Here is a 19,048-nt window from a genome sequence, read left to right as displayed (position 1 = left end):
GATATGGCTGACTACATTTACTCGATGGTTCGCGCCCGCAAGGCGGTCGGTGACAAGGTCATCCTCGATGACGTGACGATGGCGTTCCTGCCCGGCGCGAAGATCGGCGTCCTCGGCCCGAACGGCGCCGGCAAGTCGACGATCCTGAAGATCATGGCCGGGCTCGACCAACCGTCCAACGGCGAGGCGAAGCTCACGCCCGGCTACTCGGTCGGCATCCTGATGCAGGAGCCCGTGCTCGACGAGACCAAGACGGTGCTCGAGAACGTGCAAGAGGGCGTCGGCCCCATCAAGGCCAAGCTCGACCGATTCAACGAGATCTCGCACGCGATGGCCGAGCCCGATGCCGACTTCGACGCGCTGCTCGCCGAGATGGGCACCCTCCAAGAGGCCATCGACGCCGCCGACGCGTGGGACCTCGACTCGCAGCTCGACCAGGCGATGGACGCCCTGCGCTGCCCGCCCGGCGATGAGCGGGTCTCGGTGCTCTCTGGTGGTGAGAAGCGCCGTGTCGCACTCTGCAAGCTCCTCCTGCAAAAGCCCGACCTGCTGCTGCTCGACGAGCCCACGAACCACCTCGACGCCGAGAGCGTGCTCTGGCTCGAGCAGCACCTCGCGAAGTACCCCGGCGCTGTGCTCGCCGTGACCCACGACCGTTACTTCCTCGACCACGTCGCCGAGTGGATCTGCGAGGTCGACCGTGGGCGCCTGTACCCCTACGAGGGCAACTACTCGACCTACCTCGAGAAGAAGCAAGAGCGACTCACCGTGCAGGGCAAGAAAGACGCCAAGCTCGCCAAGCGACTCGCCAGCGAACTCGACTGGGTGCGCTCGAACGCCAAGGGTCGTCAGGCGAAGTCGAAGGCGCGCCTTGCGCGCTATGAAGAGATGGCAGCCGAGGCCGAGCGCACGAGAAAGCTCGACTTCGAAGAGATCCAGATCCCGCCGGGCCCTCGACTCGGCGACATCGTGCTCGAGGTGAAGAGCCTGAAGAAGGGCTTCGGCGACCGCACCCTCATCGAGGGCCTCAGCTTCTCGCTGCCCCGCAACGGCATCGTCGGCATCATCGGCCCCAACGGCGTCGGCAAGACCACGCTGTTCAAGTCCATCGTCGGCCTCGAACCCATCGACGGCGGCGAGGTCAAGGTCGGCGAGACCGTCGAGATCTCCTACGTCGACCAGTCCCGCGGCGGCATCGACCCGAAGAAGACCCTCTGGGAGGTCGTCTCCGACGGGCTCGACTACATTCAGGTCGGCAAGACCGAGGTGCCCAGCCGCGCCTACGTCTCGACATTCGGGTTCAAGGGCCCCGACCAGCAGAAGCCGGCCGGAGTGCTTTCGGGTGGCGAGCGCAACCGCCTGAACCTCGCGCTCACGCTCAAACAGGGCGGCAACCTGCTGCTGCTCGACGAGCCCACCAACGACCTCGATGTCGAGACGCTGTCGAGCCTCGAGAACGCGCTACTCGAGTTCCCCGGCTGCGCGGTGGTCATCACGCACGATCGCTGGTTCCTCGACCGCATCGCGACGCACATCCTCGCTTACGAGGGCACCGACGAGAACCCGTCGTACTGGCACTGGTTCGAGGGCAACTTCGAGTCCTACGAGGCGAACAAGATCGAGCGTCTCGGGCCCGAGGCGGCGAAGCCGCATCGTTCGGCCTACCGCAAGCTCACGAGAGACTAGCCATGCGCCTGCACGTGCCGACGCCGCTTCGCTGGAGCGACCTCGATGCCTACGGACATGTGAACAACGCCCGCATGCTCAGCCTGCTCGAAGAGGCGCGCATCCAGGCGTTCTGGGTCAGCGACGACACGTCAGAGCACGCCGTGGGCGCGTCAACGGCGGTGCTCGACGCGAGCCCCGGCGCGAACACCATCACGCTCATCGCCCGCCAAGAAGTCGAGTACCTCGCTCCGATCCCGTACCAACGCCAGCCGCTCGACGTCGAGCTGTGGATCGGGCACATGGGTGGTGCGAGTCTCGACGTCTGCTACGAGGTGTTCTCACCGGCCGACGTCGCACCGCGCGTGCTGTACACGCGCGCGGTCACGACGATCGTCGTCGTTGATGCCGCGACCGAGCGTCCGCGACGCATCAGCGACTCCGAACGCGCCGCATGGGAGCCGTACCTCGAAGAGGCGGTCACGTTCCGCCGCCGCTGAGCGTCAGCGGTCGAGCGGCACGTCGCTGAACGACCCTTCCCAGACGGCTCTGCTACCGGCCTCGCCGATCCGCACGATCGTCCACGTCGATCCGACGGTGATCACCAGCGCGGCGAGCGTCAGCACGACCCCGACGACGATGCGCACGCCGCGCGTCAACCCGCGGCCGTCGGTCGCGGCGGCTCGACGTTTCGCAGCTCGCTCGACGATCGCCCAGACGGCGATCACCGCTGCGAGCACGAGCAGTGCGATGAGCCAGGGAACGATGTCCTCGCCCATCGCAGTGTGCTGCTGGATGAGCGGTGCCGGGGGTACGCGTACTTCGAGCCACTTGCCCGCCTCGATGGTGAGGAGCCCGAGCGGCAGCAGCACCGCCGCACCGATGAGTGCGGGCAGCCACAGCACGCGCCGTGCGGCGGGCCACACCGCGATGACGACGAGCAGCAGGCCGAGAAGCGGCGTGAGCACGATCACGGCGTGCACGAGCAGCACGTGGGCGGGTAGGCCGGCGACTTCGTAGTCCATTAGGAGGCCGCCACGATACGGTCGCCCGATACGGCGACGGCGATCTCGCTCAATGGCTCGAGCGCGGGACCCTGGATGACCTCGCCCGTCGCGGCGTCGTACATCGAGCCATGGCAGGGACAGTGGAACTCCGTGCCGGCTGCCGCAACCACGCACTGCTGGTGCGTGCAGATCGCGCTGAACGCGACCACCTGTCCCGCGGTGGGCTGCGAGATGAGGGCAGCTTCGCCGTTGATCGTGGCATCGATGCTTCCGCCCACGGGGACGTCGGCGAGCGCTGCGATGTCATCGCCGACGGCGGGAGCATCGGGTGCGCCGCTCGGCTCGGCGGGGGGATCGTCGGTCACGTCGGGCGTCGGCGCTTCGGAGTCGCCATCGGGCGAGACATCCGCGGCGCAGCCGGCGAGCACAAGCGCGCCGCCGAATGCGCCGAGTGAGCCGAACGTGAGCATGGTACGCCGCGTGAGTTCGGTGGGATCCGTCATCGAGAGGCCTCCTTCGGTCGCGAGCCGCGCCGTGCGCGCGTTCTGGCCCCATTCTCGGTGAACCGGCGGTAGGGGCGCGGTAGCCTCACGGAATTTCATTCAGCCGAATGGATTCGGATCAGGCACCGTATTCCTTAGAACGAGATCGGCTCGTGTTCGGTTCAGTCGATCGCCTTACCCAGCGGAACCCGCACCATGCCCTCTTGAGCGACGCTGGCGACGAGCACGCCGGCCTGCGTGTAGATGCGGCCGAGCGTGAGACCACGCCCGCCGCCCGCCGACGGCGACTCCTGCGCGAAGAGCAACCACTCGTCGACCCGGGTGTCGCGGTGCCACCACATCGCGTGGTCGAGACTGGCCACCTTCAGGCCGGGCGACGACCAGGCGATGCCGTGGGCGCGCAGCACCGGTTCGAGGATCGAGTAGTCGGTCGCGTAGGCGAGCGCCGCGCGGTGCTGGTTGGGGTCGTCGGGCAGGCGACCGAAGGCCCGCATCCACACGGCCTGCCGGGGCACGCGTTCGCCGTCGACCGTGAGGTAGATGGGCGAGGGGATGTGCCGCACGTCGAAGGCGCGTTGGCTCGACCAGTACCTGGCGACGTCGTGATCGAACTCGCCGAGCACGTCGGCAGTCGAGGGCAGGCTCTCGGGGTCGGGCAGGTCGCCGGGCATGTCGACCTGGTGCTCGACACCCTCGTCGTGGGTCTGGAACGACGCGATGAGCGAGAGGATCGGCTCACCGTTCTGGTAGGCCTGGGTGCGGCGGGTGGTGAACGAGCGGCCATCGTGCAGGCGGTCGACCGAGAAGGTGATCGGATGCTGCACATCGCCTGGTCGAAGGAAGTAGCCGTGCATCGAGTGGATGGCGCGGTCGGTCGGCACGGTGTGCATCGCCGCGACGAGCGACTGCGCGAGCACCTGCCCGCCGAACACGCGTCCGAGCGGCATCCACTGCGAGGGCCCGGTGAAGATGTCTTCGCGTGTGCGCGCGCCGGTGTCGGTGAGGTTCAACGTGCTCAGCAGGCCGTCGATGGGACCGTTCATCGTTCCTCCGTGTCGGTGCGCGACCGTTGCCCGTCGTCTCTCATTGCGGTCGGGGCGTCGGCGCGTCCTTGGTAGTTTAGACAGCAGATGGCTCAACAACTCACGCTCGCCGACAGCCTGTCGCTCGGCGACCTTCACACCTACCTGCAACGGGCCGGCCGCGTCGAAGACGGGTCGGTGCGTCTCGTGGCCGGTTCGGGCATCCTCGCCGTCTACACGGCGATCCTCTATCCGCGCGGCATCCTCGACGAAAGCCCGACCGTGCTCGGCCTGCGCACCTTCGCGCTCGCCGACGATGCCGAGTTCGACTCGGTCGTGCCGATGCGTTCGCTCGTCGAACGAATCGTGCGCGCCCGTTCCGAGGTGGGCGACGACGAATCGCGCGTCGTGAGCATGTCGCGCCCACCCGAGGTGAGCACCGTGACGTGGGCAGGGATCTCTCCGCCGCGAGGCGGCTGGCGAGCGCTCGGTGAGACCGATGCCGCGACGCTCGAGGCCGCTGCACGTGCGGGCATCGACGAGGTCGCCGCCGCGATTCCCGATGGCACGGGCGAACAACTCGTGCAGCGGGTGCGCTCCGAGGTGTGGGGTCGAGGTGTCGACGGGCTCGAGTACGTTCCCGCCGGTGCCGCGTTCGCCGCGTTCAGCCTCGGCTTTCTCGGCGACGACCCGGTGCGGTTGTTCGAGACCGGCCCGTGGACGCGGCTCACGTCGCGTCGCGGCCATGTGCTCGTGCGACGCAAGCCCTGGACGCTGAAGGCGTAGCCGCAGGCACCGGTCGAGAAGGCGCGCCAGCCCCGTATCGAGACCTCCCACTGGTCTCGATACGCTCCTTCGTCGCTACTCGACCGGCGATCAGCCCCGGGCGACGGCGCGTCCGGCGGCTCGGCCCGTGAAGAGGCATCCGCCGAGGAACGTGCCCTCGAGCGCGCGATAACCGTGCACACCACCGCCGCCGAAGCCGGCGGCCTCGCCCACGGCGTACAGCCCCGGCACAGGCGTGCCGTCGGCGCCGAGCGCGCGTGAGTCGAGGTCGGTCTGGATGCCGCCGAGGCTCTTGCGGGTGAGGATGTGCAGCTTCACGGCGATGAGCGGACCCGCGGCGGGGTCGAGGATCTTGTGCGGCGTCGCGACGCGGATGAGCTTGTCGCCGCGGTACTTGCGCGCACCGCGCACCGCCGTGAGCTGCAGGTCTTTCGAGAACTCATTGTCGACCTCGCGATCACGGGCGACGACCTCGCGCGTGATGTTCTCGGCATCGATCTCGACGTCGGGCGAGAGCGCCCGCATGCCGTCGAGCAGTTCATCGAGGGTGTCGGCGACGACGAAGTCGACCCCGTGCTGCTTGAACGCCTCGACCGGTGCCGGCGCCCCAGAGCCGATGCGCTGGGCGAGCAGCCTCAGGTCTTTGCCGGTGAGGTCGGGGTTCTGCTCGCTGCCCGAGAGCGCGAACTCCTTCTCGATGATCTTCTGGGTGAGCACGAACCACGAATGGTCGTGGCCGGTCGACACGATGTGCTCGAGCGTGCCGAGCGTGTCGAACCCGGGAAACAGCGGCACGGGGAGGCGCTTGCCCTCGGCGTCGAACCACAGCGAGGACGGGCCCGGAAGGATGCGGATGCCGTGCATCGGCCAGACCGGCTGCCAGTTGGTGATGCCCTCGGTGTAGTGCCACATGCGGTCGCCGTTCACGAGGCGCGCACCGGCCTGCTCACTGATGGGCAGCATGCGCCCGTCGACGTGGGCGGGTACTCCCGACAGCATCGAGGCGGGTGCGGCGCCCATGTGCTCGGGCCAGAACCTGCGTACCAGTTCGTGGTTGCCGCCGATGCCTCCAGAAGCGACGACGATGGCGCCGGCACGCAGGTCGAAATCGCCGACGACCTCACGGTTCGAGGGCTCGCCCCGCCCCGCGGCATCGGCTGCGAGCACCGCACCGCGCACACCGACGACGGCACCCGATTCGACGACCAGTTCGTCGACGCGGTGCCGGTGCCGGAACTCGACGAGCCCGGCCGCCTCGCCCGCCTTCACACGTGCGATGAACGGGGCGAGCACCCCCGGGCCCGTGCCCCACGTGATGTGGAATCGCGGCACGGAGTTTCCGTGACCGATCGCGTTGTAGCCGCCACGCTCGGCCCAGCCGACCACGGGGAAGAAGCGCACGCCCTTGTCGTGCAGCCACGCACGCTTCTCGCCGGCGGCGAACTCGAGGTAGGCCTCGGCCCAGCGGCGGCCCCACTCGTCTTCATCGCGGTCGAAGGCCGCGGTGCCGTCCCAGTCCTGCTTCGCGAGATCGAGCGAGTCCTTCACGCCCATGCGTCGCTGCTCGGGGGAGTCGATGAGGAACAGCCCGCCGAACGACCAGTGCGCCTGTCCGCCGAGGCTCGCCGCGGGCTCCTGCTCGACGATGACGATGCGCTTGCCCGCGTCGACGAGTTCTGCAGCCGCAACAAGGCCCGAGAGGCCGGCGCCGACGATGATCGCGTCGGGTTCGGGCGCCGCGGCCGGGGTGCGGTCGGCGGGGGCGGGGGTTGTTGCCACGTGGACTCCTTCGTCTCGGGTGGTGAGGTGCGTCGCGGGCCGGGGCGCCCGCGACGCAGTCGGGTCGTCAGTCGTCGAACGTGTTGACCATCGCGAGGGCGGCCCGCTGCAGATAGTCCCACAGGGTCGCCTCGGCGAGGGGCGGCAGCTCGATCGAGTCGACGGCCGTGCGCATGTGCGCGAGCCAGCGGTCGCGGGCCTCTGGGTTGACCTTGAACGGCTGGTGCCGCAGCCGCAGCCGCGGGTGACCGCGCTGTTCGCTGTAGGTTCCTGGACCACCCCAGTACTGCACCAGGAACATCGTGAGCCGCTCGGCGGCCGGCCCGAGGTCTTCTTCGGGGTACATCGGCCGCAGCACCGGATCGTCGGCGACGCCGCGGTAGAACTCGGCGACGAGCCGCTCGAACGTCGGCCGGCCGCCGACGGTCTCGTAGAACGAGGCGCCGAGTGCTTCGCCGTGCTCGCTGCCACGCAGCGGCACGTTCGCCGCCGGTACCTTCGTGGGGGACTGCGCCGCGGATGCCCCGGGCTGCAGTTGTTCGGTCATGATGGGTCTCCGGTCGGCGGTTTCGGGGGTTTCGGCGTTCGGGGCGCTCGCGGCGCGCGGGCGGGGCGTGCCTTGGCGGGCGGCGCGCCCTCGACGATGGCACTCGGCGCCGTGCGCGGCGGCTTCGCACCCCGCACGCGGGTCGCCCCGTCGAAGCCGGTGAGCACGACGCTCGACAGGTTCGGGAGCCTGACCTCCATGGCGTCGGTGGCGCGCTTGAGCCGCATGCGCAGTTCGCGGGCGACGTCGTCTTTCGCCGACGAGCGCACCTTCATCACGACGCGGATGACGAGTGCCTCGTCGGTGATGGACTCGAGACCCCACACCTCGGGCTTCTCGAGGATGCGTGAGCGCCACTTGCCGGTCTGCGACATCTCGGTGGCGGTGCGCAGCAGCTCGGCCTCGACGGCCTCGACATCGACGTCGTACGGAATCGCGAGGTCGAGGATGACACGCGCCCAACCCTGCGACATGTTGCCGACGCGCAGGATCTCACCGTTGCGCACGAACCACAGGGTGCCGTTCACGTCGCGCACCTTGGTGATGCGGATCTGCACCGCTTCGACGATGCCGGTGGCCGGTCCGAGGTCGACGATGTCGCCCACGCCGACCTGGTCTTCGACGACCATGAAGAGGCCGTTGAGCACGTCTTTCACGATGTTCTGCGCGCCGAAGCCGAGGCCTGCGCCGACCGCCGCCGTGAGCAGTGCGAACGAGCTGAGCACGTCGGGATTGATCGTGTTCACGATGAGCAGCACGACGATGATGAACAGGATCACGTTCACGATGTTCGTGAGCACCGACCCGAGCGTTCGCGTGCGCTGCACGAGACGCACCGCCGCGAGCGGCGACGGCGACGCCTGCAGCGCCTGCGTGTCGGTGACGTCCTGCTTCTTCTTGACGCCCGTGACGATCTGCTTGACGACGCGCTCGATGACGAAGTGCAGCACCCAGCGGATGAGCAGGGCGATCGCGATGATGAAGACGATCGAGATGAGGTTGCCGAGCACGTCGTCCCAGTTGGTCACCCAGTAGTCGACGATGCCCGCCCAGAAGTCGCCGCTCACCGGGCTGGGAACCGGTGTGGGCTCGGGTGGAACCTCAGAACTGAACATGCTGCGAAAGTCTACTGAGCCGCGACCGAGAGCTCGCTGGCATCGCGCGCCCGAGCAGCCAGCGCGCGCTCGAGTTCTGCCAGTTGCTCGGCGATGAGCCGGTGCAACGGCGCGGGCTCGGTGTTGCCGGCAAGCCACGCGCGGGTGAGGTCTGCGAGCTCGGGCGTGACGAGCGGCGACGGGAACAGCCGCGTCGCGATGATGCGCCCCATCGTGAAGCCGCGCTCGGACCACGCCGCTTGCAGGCGATCGAAGTACTCCACCGTGGTCGAGGCGAGCAGCTCGGGCGAGGTCGTGCGGCGCCAGCCGTCGGCGATCGCACGCGCCAGGTCGTTCGAAAGCGCGGTGTCGGTCATGACGCGCTGCCACGCGGCATCTTTGAACGCCTGGTCGGGTCGGGCGGCCCGCGCGGTCTCGGCGAGCTGGCGTCCCTTGGCGGTGTCGTCGCGCTGCAGGGCGTCGGCGAGCTCTTCATCAGTGCCCGCGCCGAGTGTCGCACGGGCGATGACGAGCTCCCACCGCAAGTCGAGATCGACCTCGAGCCCCGGGAGCCTGATCGACCCGTCGAGCAGGCTGCCGAGCACGTCGGCGTGCGCGGCCGTGGCCGCGATGCGGGTGAACGCCTTCACGAACTGCAGTTGCGTGTCTGAGCCGGCGTCGGCGAGTTCGGCGAGCGCCCACACGGCGTCGCCCGCTTCTGCGGCGATCTGCGCACGGTGCTCTTCGGCGAGGTAGCGATCGAGCACCGTCTCGAGGTGACCGAGGGCGAGACCGCGCGCGGCCGACTGCGTCTCACGCCCGATGTTGGCGACCACGAGCCGCACGAACGCGAGTGGAGCGAGCTCGGCGTCGCGCACGGCGTCCCACGCCGACCCGAGCACGACCGCACGGGCGACCGGGTCGGCGATGCCGGCGAGGTGCTCGGTGGCGATCGCGAACGACTGATCGTCGAGCCGCACCTTCGCATAGGTCAGGTCGTCGTCGTTCACGAGCAGCAGGTCGGGACGCGGCCGGCCGACGAGTTCTGGGACGTCGGTGCTCGGTCCGTCGATATCGAGTTCGACGCGATGCGTGCGGGTGAGCGTCGAACCGTCGAGGGTGTACGACCCGAGCGCGAGCCGATGGGGGCGCAGGGTCGGATGCTGCGCGGCCGCGGACTGCTCGACGCGTGCGGCGGTGATCGTGCCCGAGGCATCCGTTTCGACGACCGCCCGCAGTGTGTTGACGCCGGCGGTCTCGAGCCACAGCTGCGACCAGCGGGTCAGCTCGCGCCCACTCGCGCGTTCGAGCTCGTCGAGCAGGTCGCGCAGTGTCGCGTTGCCGCTCGCGTGTGCGGTCAGGTACGCGCCGACGCCGCGCTGGAACGCGCTGAGGCCGACGAACGCGACGAGCTGCTTGAGCACCGAGGCGCCCTTGTCGTACGTGATTGCGTCGAAGTTGACCTCGACGTCGGCGAGGTCATCGATGACGGCGACGATCGGATGCGTCGACGGCAGCTGGTCCTGCTCGGCCGCATGCGTCTTCTCGTCGCTCGCGAACGTCGCCCAGACGCCGGTGAACTCGGTGACCTGCGAGGTCGCGAGCGTTGACGCCCACGTCGCGAACGACTCGTTGAGCCACAGGTCGTTCCACCACTTCATGGTCACCGAGTTGCCGAACCACATGTGGCTGAGCTCGTGCAGCACCACGATGGCCCGCTGCTCGCGCCGGGCGTCGGAGACGCGCGCACGGAACAGGTACGACTCGTTGAACGTGACCGCGCCGACGTTCTCCATGGCGCCCCAGTTGTACTCGGGCACGAAGATCTGGTCATACTTGCCGAACGGGTAGGGCACGCCGAACGCCTGCTCATAGAAGGCGAGGCCGGCCTTCACCGTCTCGAACATGACCTCGGGGTCGGCGTACCGGGCGAGCGAGGCGCGCGTGAAGAGCCCGAGCGGCACCTCGCGGCCGTCGACGCTCGTGGCCGTGTCGCGCCACGAGGCGTAGGGCCCCGCGACGAGCGCGACGATGTAGCTCGACATCACCGGGCCGGCGTCGAACGCCCAGGTGGCATGCTCGCCGTCGACGACGGGCGCGGGGGTTGGCGCATTGCTCAGGAACTGCCAGTGCGCGGGCGCGGTGATCGTGAAGCGGAACGACGCCTTCAGGTCGGGCTGGTCGAACACCGCGAACACGCGATTCGCCTCGGCGACCGCGAACTCGGTGTACAGGTAGACCTCGTCGTCGACGGGATCGACGAAGCGGTGCAGTCCCTCGCCGGTGTTCGAGTACGCGAACGTACCGAGCACGATGAGTTCGTTCTCGGCCGCGAGGTCGTCGAGTCGGATTCGCGCACCGTCGCTTGCCGAGAGATCGAGCGGATGTCCGTTCAGCACGATCTCGTGCACCTCACGCGTCGTCGCCTCGATGAATGTCGACTCGCCCGGGGTCGCGCCGAACCGCACGACCGTCTCGCTCGAGAAGGTCTCGGTGCCGCGAGTCAGGTCGAGCGTGATCGCGTAATCGCGGACCTCGATGGCGGCGGCGCGGGCTTCGGCCTCGCTGCGGGTGAGATTGGCAGCCGGCATGTGATGAGACCCCTTCGCGTCGATGTGCCCAGCCAGCCTACCTACGCTCGCCGACTCCCAGCCGGTCGAGTAGGCGCCTCAGCGCCGTATCGAGACCCCCGCTGCCGGAGGGATGAGCCCGTGCTCGTAGGCGATGATCACGAGATGCACGCGATCGCGTGCATCGAGCTTCTGCAGGATGCGGCCGACATGGGTCTTCACGGTCGACTCCGACAGGTGGAAGCGCGCGGCCAGGTCGGTGTTGTTGAGCCCCTCGGCGATGGCGACGAGGATCTCGCGCTCACGGGGCGTCAGCGCGTCGAGCAGCGACGGCGCGGGCGCAGCGTCAGCACCTGCGACCGGCAGCTCGTCGGCGAACATCTCGATCATGCGGCGGGTGACGCGCGGCGCGAGCGCCGCCTCGCCGGCGTGCACCGTGCGGATCGCACTGACGAGCTCGTGTGGGCGCACGTCCTTCAGCAGAAAGCCGCTCGCACCTGCTCGGATCGCGGCGAAGGCGTACTCGTCGAGGTCGAAGGTCGTCAGCACGATGACACGAGGCGGGCGTTCGGCCGCCGTCACGGCGGCGGTCGCGGCGATGCCGTCGACCCCGGGCATCCGCACGTCCATGAGCATGACGTCGATCGCCGTGGATCGTGCCAGGTCGATCGCGGCCGCGCCGTCGCCGGCCTCGCCGACGACCTCGAGATCGGGCTCGGCCTCGAGCACCATGCGGAAGCCGGTGCGCACGAGCGACTGGTCGTCGACGATCGCGACGCGAATTGCGAAAGGACGGTCGTCGGTCATGCGCTTCCTTCGGTGCGATCGGATGTCCCGTTGAGCGTGGCGTGGAGCCGCCAGCCGCCGCCGGGTCGTGGCCCGGCGTCGACGGCGCCCCCGTACAGCGCGACGCGCTCACGCAGCCCGGCGAGGCCGCGCCCCGCACCGGTCATCTGCGGTGCGGCGTGCGCCGCATCATCTTCGATCGTCACCGATATCTCGTCATCGCGCCGCTCGACCAGCACGTCGACCCGATGTGCGCCGGTGGCGTGGCGCAAGGCGTTCGTGAGCCCCTCCTGCACGAGGCGGTACACGGTGAGCTGAACCGTCGGCTCGGTGATCGGAGCTCCTGAAGTCGTCAGCCGAACCGGCAGGCCGGCCTCGCGGAAGCCGTCGACGAGCGCGGGAATGGCTGCGACATCCGGCTGCGGCGAACGGTCGGCGGCAGCATCAGCCGGCCCGGTCAGCACGCCAAGCATGCGGCGCATCTCGCCGAGCGCGTCGCGCCCGGCATCGGCGACGTTGCGCATCGCGTCGGCGGCGCGTTCGGGATCGCGGGAGGCGGTCGCCGCGGAACCCTCGGCGAGGGTGATCATCACGGTCAGGCCGTGCGAGACGATGTCGTGCATTTCGCGGGCGATGCGCGAGCGCTCCTGCACCGCGGCGAGCTCGGCCTGCTGGTCGCGTTCCCTCGCCAGGTCGTGGGCGCGGGCGATGAGCGCATCGAGGTACCTGCGGCGGTTGCCGACCGTCACGCCGATGAGGGTGGCGATGAGCATGAACAACGCGAACGCGATCGAGGAGCCCAGGGGTTCGAAATCGAACGGCTCGACGATCAGGGCGTCGCGCAGCCACGTCGACAGGTTCGAGCCCGCGGCGCCGACCCCGACCGAGATGCCGAAGCCGATCCATGCTGCGCGCGACGTGGCGTATACGGCCAATGCGTACAGGGCGATCAGGATCACGAGGATGTCGAGCGTGCCCGATGGCGCCGAGACGAGACACGCGACCCAGCCGAGAGTCAGCACTGGCCATGGGCGGGTACGGCGCAGCAGAAGTATTGCCGCAGCGGCCGCAAGCACCACCGCCACCTGCAGCAACGACAGCCAGAGCGGGGGCTCGTGCTGAACGGCGATGACGATCGTACTCACGAGGGTCGGAACACCGTAGATGCCCGCGATGAGCGAGTCGGTCAGTCGCGGATGCCGCGCCCAGAACTGTCGGATCACGCCCGGGGGCTTCGGCAGGCGGAGTTCTCCCCCGACCGCCGAAGCCGGGCGGCCGGGGGAGAACGGTGCTTCCGTCATAGGCAGGACTCTACGCGTCGCGTCGTTTCAGGAGCACCGCGGCGCCGGCGAGGGCAACCCCGACCCAGGCCAGCACGACCAGCAGGCTCTGCCATGCGTTCGGGCCGACGATCGCTGCGTCATCGGCGCCGATCGCCATGAACATCGTCATGCCCGCCGACGAGAGCAGGTACGGGATGATGTCGTGCGCCCAGTCGGCCGGAATGAGCTGCAGCACGGTCGGTAGCAGCAGCAACAGTCCGAGCACCGCGGCGATGCCGCCCGCGCTCGAACGCAGCATCGTGCCGACGCCGAGCGCGAACACGGCGACGAGCGCGAGGTAGAGCGCGCCGCCCGCGAGCGTGAGGAGCGTATTCGGGTCGAACAGCTCGAGGTCGGTGCCGAACACGATCGACGAGGTGATGTACGCGCCGAGGTTCGCGATCGCACCGACGACGAAGGTCGCGACGAACAGCACGACGCCCTTCGCGGCGAGGGCGGGCAGCCGCTTCGGCACCGCCGTGAGCGTCGAGCGGATCATGCCGGTGGTGTACTCACCGCTGATGACGAGCACGCCGAGCACGCCGACGACGAGCTGGCCGAAGTAGACACCGAACGTGGAGGCCTGCATCACCAGCTCGTGCTGCTGGCCGGCGGGTGCCCCCGAGATATCCGTGCCGCCGCTCATGCCGTTCACCATGCTGAGCGACATGAGCAGCGCCATGCCGAGGGCGATGGCGATGACGATGAGGTATGACCAGACGGTCGATCGCAGGCTGCGCAGCTTGATCCACTCCGAGCGGAGCACGCCGCCGAAGGTGAGTCGCATGGTGGGAACGCCCTGCGAAGGGTGGGTCGCGGTAGGGGTGATCGTGGTCATCGGACTGCCTCCGAACGGTATTCGACGGCGTCGGCGGTAAGGGCCATGTAGGCCTCCTCGAGCGATGCGGTCTTGGGGGTGAGTTCATGGATTGCGAGGGCATGCTGTGCCGCGAGATCGCCGATGCCCGCCGCGTCGAGGCCGGTCACTTCGAGTACGCCGGCTTCAGCGCGCATGACGGTGACATCGGGTCGGGCGAGCAGGTCGGCCAGCTGCGACGCGTGGGGCGACCGCACGTGCACGCGGGAACGCGTGCCACCCGCGATGACGTCCGACACCGGGGCATCCGTGATGATTCGACCCTTGCCGAGCACGATGAGGTGGTCGGCCGTCATCGCCATCTCGCTCATCAGGTGCGACGAGAGAAAGATGGTTCGCCCCTCTGAAGCGAGGTGACGCACGAACTGGCGCACCCACAGCACACCCTCGGGGTCGAGCCCGTTGACGGGCTCGTCGAAGAGCAGTGTGGCCGGGTCGCCGAGCATGGCCGCGGCGATGCCGAGGCGCTGGCCCATGCCGAGCGAGAAGCCGCCGACCCGCTTGCGGGCGACCGACTCGAGGCCGGTGAGTTCGATGACCTCGCGCACGCGCTGCCGGCCGATGCCGTGTGTGGCGGCCATCGCGAGGAGGTGGTTCTCGGCGGTGCGGCCGGTGTGCACCGCCTTCGCGTCGAGCAGGGCGCCGACCTCGTGCAGCGGTGCATGATGTTGCGCGAACCGCTTGCCGTTGACCGTGACGCTGCCGCCGCTCGGGCGGTCGAGGCCGACGACCATGCGCATGGTCGTCGACTTGCCGGCGCCGTTCGGTCCGAGGAAGCCGGTGACCTGACCGGGGCGCACGGTGAACGAGATGTCATCGACGGCGGTCTTCGCGCCGAAGCGCTTGGAAAGTCCTTCTGCAGTGATCATGACATCGAAATTACGGATGCCGCGACCCGGGCACATCGGCCTCAGGAAGGGTATCGGGGCGGCGGGCGATGGTACCGGGGTACCACGCCCGCCGCCCAACCGCCGGTCGCTAGGCGCGCCAGCGCCGTATCGAGACCTTCCACCGCCGGTCGCTAGGCGCGCCAGCGCCGTATCGAGACCTTCCACCGCCGGTCGCTAGGCGCTCCAGCGCCGTATCGAGACCTTCCACCGCCGGTCGAGTAGGCGCTCCAGCGCCGTATCGAGACCTTCCACCGCCGGTCGAGTAGGCGCTCCAGCGCCGTATCGAGACCTCGCGAGGGGTCTCGATACGCTCCTTCGTCGCTACTCGACCGACGGGACGCTTCGCTACTCGACCGGCGGGATTCTGCCTACTGCGCGTCGCGCTGCTGCACCTCGAGCGCGCGGTCGACACCCGCGAGCCGCTCGATCACGAGTCGGCGAAGTGCGGGCACGTCGGGGTGCGCGTCGAGCCACGCGCGGCTCGCGTCGGCGAGCGCGCGGTTCGCGAGCGGCGACGGGTAGAGGCCATCGACGAGCTTCTCGGCGATCGCGTAGCTGCGCTCCTCCCAGATGCGCTCGAGCATCTCGAAGTAGGGCCCAACGAACGGCTCGAGCAGGGCGGTGTCGCCGCGCAGGAATCCCTCGGCGGTCTCGCGCACCACGGTGTTCGTGGCGGTGTCGACGTCGATGAGCGATGCCCAGGCGCGCTGCTTGCCCTCGGGTGTCGGGATCGCGGCACGGGCGTGCGCGGCCGACTGCTGACCGGTCGCGGTGTTGTCGCTCGCGAGGCGCTCGTCGACCTCGGCGTCGCCGGCGCGGCCGGCCGCGACGAGCGCGATCAGCAGCTCCCAGCCGAGGTCGGTGTCGATCTCGAGTCCCTCGAGGGTGCGCGACCCGTCGTAGAGCGCGGCGAGGTCGTCGACGTGCGAGCCGGCCTCGGCGATCGCGGCGAAGTTCATCACGAACTGGAACTGCGCGTCACTGCCCGGCGCCGCCTCCTGCGCCAGCTTCCAGTAGCCGTCGGCGAGTGCGGCGCGCGCCTCGGCCCGTCGCTCCGGGGCGGTGTAGGCGCTGGCGGCGAGGTTGGCGTTGGCCAGCACGATGCGCAGCGTCGTCGACTCGGTCTCACTCGCAATGTTGCCGAGCACGAGCGCGAGATAGTCGGTCGCGCGGGTCTCGGCGTCGCGGGTGGCGTCCCACACCGAGCTCCACACGAGCGCCCGTGCGAGCGGGTCTTCGATCGCCGAAAGATTGGCGAGTGCGACGCCGTGCGAGGCCTCGTCGAGCCGGATCTTCGCGTAGGCGAGGTCATCGTCGTTGAGCAGCACCAGGTCGGGGCGCGCGAGGCCGGCGAGCTCGGCGACCTCGGTGCGCTCGCCGTCGACGTCGAGCTCGACGCGGTGCTCGCGCACGAGCTTGCCGCCCGAGAGGTTGTAGAACCCGATGGCGAGGCGATGCGGCCGGATGGTGGGGTGCTCGTCGATGGCCGACTGCAGCACCGCGAAGGAGGTTACCGTGCCCGAGGCATCCGTCTCGATCTCAGGGCGCAGGGTGTTCACGCCCGCCGTCTCGAGCCACAGGCCCGACCACGCCGAGAGATCGCGGCCGCTGGCGATCTCGAGTTCGGCGAGCAGGTCGGCGAGCGTCGTGTTGCCCCAGCTGTGCTTCTTGAAGTACGCCGAGACGCCGGCGAAGAACGCGTCGACGCCCACCCACGCGACGAGCTGCTTGAGCACCGACCCGCCCTTGGCGTACGTGATGCCGTCGAAGTTCACAAGCACGTCTTCGAGGTCGTTGATGGTCGCGACGACCGGGTGCGTCGAGGGCAGTTGGTCTTGGCGGTAGGCCCAGCTCTTCTCCATCGAGTTGAATGTCGTCCACGCCTCGGTCCACTCGGTGGCCTCGGCGGTCGCGATCGTCGACGCCCACTCGGCGAACGACTCGTTGAGCCACAGGTCGTTCCACCACTTCATGGTGACGAGGTCGCCGAACCACATGTGCGCGAGCTCGTGCAGGATCGTGACGACGCGGCGCTCGCGCACGGCATCGGTCACCTTCGAGCGGAACACGTAGAACTCGGTGAACGTCACCGCGCCCGCGTTCTCCATGGCGCCCGCGTTGTACTCGGGCACGAACATCTGGTCGTACTTCTCGAACGGGTACGGCACGTCGAACTTGGCCTCGAAGTACTCGAAGCCCTGCTTCGTCTTCTCGAAGATGTAGTCGGCGTCGAGGTGCTCGGCGAGGCTCTTGCGGCTGAAGACGCCGAGCGGGATCGTGCGGCCGTCGGCGCTCGTGAGCTCGTCGCGCACCACGTGGTAGGGGCCCGCGACGAGCGCGGTGATGTAGCTCGAGATGCGCGGCGTCGGCGAGAACGCCCAGGTCGCCTTCGAGACGTCGTCGGCACGACGGGTCGAAGCGTGCAGCTCGGGCTCGGGCGTGGGGGAGTTCGACACGACCTCCCAGTGCGACGGCGCCGTGAGCGTGAAGCGGAACGTCGCCTTCAGGTCGGGCTGCTCGAACACCGCGAACATGCGGCGCGAATCGGGCACCTCGAACTGGGTGTACAGGTAGACCTCGTCATCGACGGGGTCTACGAAGCGGTGCAGTCCCTCGCCGGTGTTCATGTAGTTACCGTCGGCGACGACGACGAGCTCGTTCTCGGCGGCGAGGTTCGGCAGCTGGATGCGCACGCCGTCGCTGACCTCGGCCGGGTCGAGTTCGACGCCGTTCAACGTGACCGAGTGCACGGCCGCCGTGATCGCGTCGATGAACGTCGACGCACCCGGCGTTGCCGCGGCGAACCGCACCGTCGTGGTGGTCTTGAACACCTCGGGTCCGGTGGTGACATCGAGCACGACGTCGTAGTCGTGCACCGTCACGAGCGCGGCCCGCTCTTCGGCTTCGATTCGGGTGAGATTCTCTCCGGGCACGTGCGCTCCTTCGCAATATCGACGCGGCTCGTGGCCGCAGGCAACGTGACCCAGCCTAGACCCGGGCGATGGTCAATGGAGTGGTGCTCGATCGCCCGGCGTCACCGATGGTTCTGAAGGACGACCTGAGGGCGGTGCGGGCACTCACGCCCGGTGCCGAACGTCCGGAGGCCGCGCAGGAGTTGCTCGCCGAGACACTCAACGGTGTGTACCGGGTTGGCCGCGCAGACCGACGCCGAGCACCTGGTCGCCTGCCGTGTCGACAAGGCTGACAAGGCCGACAAGTAGATCTCGCCGGGCGGCGCGTTCGGCCGAGGTGCTGCCGTTTACGGGAGGCATGGCATCACGAGCCCGGGCGCGGGTCTGTCGGGAAGTTTGTGTAAATGGCTCGGCGTGATTGCCGCGATTTGGGGTCGTGGTGTGAGGAGAATCGCGCATGAGTAGCGAACTGGAGCGGTTCACGCAGGTGAATCCGCAGACCGGTGAGGTCGTTCAGGCCGAGGTCGACCTGTCGACACTCGCGGAGCAGCTGGTCGCGTCGGCGCAATCGCAGGGCATCGAGCTGACGGGCCCGAACGGGCTGTTGACGGGCCTGACTCGGCAGGTGCTGCAGTCCGCGTTGGAGGCCGCGCTGTCGGATCATCTCGGGTATGACCGGTACGCGATGAGCGGGCGGGGCAGCGGGAACAGCCGGAACGGGTCGACACCCAAGTCGGTGCGGACCGAGATCGGCGAGGTCACCGTGCAGGTCCCGCGGGATCGGGCGGGCACGTTCGAGCCGCGGATCGTGCCGAAGCATCAACGCCGCCTCGACGGGTTCGATCAGAACGTGCTCTCGTTGTACGCGAAGGGCATGACCACCGGCGATATCGCAAGCCATCTCGCGGAGATGTACGGCGACGAGGTGTCCCGGGATCTGGTGTCCACGGTGACCGACCGGGTCGTGGAGGAGATGGCGGAATGGCGGGCCTGCCCGCTCGAGCCGGTGTATCCGGTGGTCCTGATCGACGCGATCATGCTGAAGATCCGGTCCGGGACGGTCGGGAACCGGCCGGTGTACGTGGCGATGGGTATCGATCTGGACGGGCACCGCGACGTGCTTGGGACGTGGGTCGGTCCGACCGGTGGGGAGGGCGCGAAGCAGTGGATGAATATGCTCACCGAGTTGCGCAACCGCGGCGTGCAGGACGTGATCATCGTGTGCTGTTATGCCGTGTTCGCGGTTATGCCGATGATGCTGGTTGGGGTCGCTCGGTCGGCGGGGGTC

At 68.7% G+C, this 19,048-nt stretch carries 16 protein-coding genes; 4 read left to right on the top strand and 12 right to left on the bottom strand.

Translation table 11 applies throughout. The features are described from left to right. Positions 1-3: 3 nt before the first annotated feature. Positions 4-1,686 (top strand): energy-dependent translational throttle protein EttA, encoded by a 1,683-nt coding sequence (gene ettA, locus ABD164_RS11670; RefSeq protein ID WP_344296324.1) that lies wholly within the window; start codon positions 4-6, stop codon positions 1,684-1,686. Positions 1,687-1,688: 2 nt separating this feature from the next. Further along, positions 1,689-2,165, top strand: a complete 477-nt coding sequence (locus tag ABD164_RS11665; protein ID WP_344296323.1) for an acyl-CoA thioesterase — start codon at positions 1,689-1,691, stop codon at positions 2,163-2,165. A 3-nt stretch (positions 2,166-2,168) separates the two neighbouring features. On the opposite strand, the gene ABD164_RS11660 is transcribed toward ABD164_RS11665, so the two are convergent. The 3 genes from ABD164_RS11660 to ABD164_RS11650 all read right to left on the bottom strand — a co-directional run bounded on the left by ABD164_RS11660 (position 2,169) and on the right by ABD164_RS11650 (position 4,218). After that, on the bottom strand, positions 2,169-2,690 hold the full coding sequence (locus ABD164_RS11660) for a hypothetical protein (protein ID WP_344296321.1): 522 nt from the start codon (positions 2,688-2,690) through the stop codon (positions 2,169-2,171). Then, positions 2,690-3,175 (bottom strand): QcrA and Rieske domain-containing protein, encoded by a 486-nt coding sequence (locus ABD164_RS11655; protein WP_344296320.1) that lies wholly within the window; start codon positions 3,173-3,175, stop codon positions 2,690-2,692. Before ABD164_RS11655 ends, ABD164_RS11660 begins: the two co-directional genes overlap by 1 nt. Positions 3,176-3,336: 161 nt before the next feature. After that, positions 3,337-4,218 (bottom strand): acyl-CoA thioesterase, encoded by an 882-nt coding sequence (locus tag ABD164_RS11650; protein ID WP_344296318.1) that lies wholly within the window; start codon positions 4,216-4,218, stop codon positions 3,337-3,339. 87 nt (positions 4,219-4,305) lie between these two features. On the opposite strand from ABD164_RS11650, the gene ABD164_RS11645 reads away from it, so the two are divergent. Beyond that, the gene (locus tag ABD164_RS11645; RefSeq protein ID WP_344296317.1) at positions 4,306-4,983 is read left to right on the top strand and encodes a DUF8185 domain-containing protein; all 678 of its coding nucleotides are present in this window, start codon (positions 4,306-4,308) and stop codon (positions 4,981-4,983) included. A gap of 90 nt (positions 4,984-5,073) precedes the next feature. Here ABD164_RS11645 and ABD164_RS11640 read toward each other — a convergent pair whose 3' ends face one another. The 9 genes from ABD164_RS11640 to pepN (ABD164_RS11600) form a co-directional block, all read right to left on the bottom strand. After that, on the bottom strand, positions 5,074-6,762 hold the full coding sequence (locus ABD164_RS11640) for an FAD-binding dehydrogenase (protein WP_344296316.1): 1,689 nt from the start codon (positions 6,760-6,762) through the stop codon (positions 5,074-5,076). Positions 6,763-6,829: 67 nt separating this feature from the next. Next, positions 6,830-7,309: a globin gene (locus ABD164_RS11635; RefSeq protein ID WP_344296314.1), complete on the bottom strand. Its 480-nt coding sequence runs from the start codon at positions 7,307-7,309 to the stop codon at positions 6,830-6,832. Further along, entirely contained in the window at positions 7,306-8,424 is a 1,119-nt protein-coding gene (locus tag ABD164_RS11630) for a mechanosensitive ion channel family protein (protein ID WP_344296313.1), read from the bottom strand. The genes ABD164_RS11635 and ABD164_RS11630 overlap by 4 nt, the downstream gene beginning before the upstream one ends. 11 nt (positions 8,425-8,435) lie before the next feature. Then, entirely contained in the window at positions 8,436-10,994 is a 2,559-nt protein-coding gene (gene pepN / locus ABD164_RS11625) for an aminopeptidase N (protein ID WP_344296312.1), read from the bottom strand. Between the two features lie 78 nt (positions 10,995-11,072). Next, on the bottom strand, positions 11,073-11,780 hold the full coding sequence (locus ABD164_RS11620) for a response regulator (protein WP_344296310.1): 708 nt from the start codon (positions 11,778-11,780) through the stop codon (positions 11,073-11,075). Next, positions 11,777-13,060 (bottom strand): sensor histidine kinase, encoded by a 1,284-nt coding sequence (locus ABD164_RS11615; RefSeq protein WP_344296308.1) that lies wholly within the window; start codon positions 13,058-13,060, stop codon positions 11,777-11,779. Before ABD164_RS11615 ends, ABD164_RS11620 begins: the two co-directional genes overlap by 4 nt. 10 nt (positions 13,061-13,070) lie before the next feature. Continuing rightward, positions 13,071-13,919, bottom strand: a complete 849-nt coding sequence (locus ABD164_RS11610; protein WP_344296307.1) for an ABC transporter permease — start codon at positions 13,917-13,919, stop codon at positions 13,071-13,073. Next, positions 13,916-14,827 (bottom strand): ABC transporter ATP-binding protein, encoded by a 912-nt coding sequence (locus ABD164_RS11605; protein WP_344296305.1) that lies wholly within the window; start codon positions 14,825-14,827, stop codon positions 13,916-13,918. Before ABD164_RS11605 ends, ABD164_RS11610 begins: the two co-directional genes overlap by 4 nt. Before the next feature lie 389 nt (positions 14,828-15,216). Beyond that, a complete protein-coding gene (pepN, locus tag ABD164_RS11600) occupies positions 15,217-17,781 on the bottom strand; it encodes an aminopeptidase N (RefSeq protein ID WP_344296303.1) in 2,565 nt (854 codons plus the stop codon). A gap of 436 nt (positions 17,782-18,217) precedes the next feature. Here pepN (ABD164_RS11600) and ABD164_RS11595 point away from each other — a divergent pair. Continuing rightward, a partial coding sequence (locus ABD164_RS11595) for an IS256 family transposase (protein ID WP_344296301.1) occupies positions 18,218-19,048 on the top strand: 831 nt, incomplete at its 3' end.

It is taken from the genome of Agromyces neolithicus (genome assembly GCF_039529735.1).
Taxonomy (GTDB): Bacteria; Actinomycetota; Actinomycetes; order Actinomycetales; family Microbacteriaceae; genus Agromyces; species Agromyces neolithicus.
The sequence above is the reverse complement of the archived record's forward strand: the minus strand, read 5'-3'. Positions and strand labels throughout refer to the sequence as shown.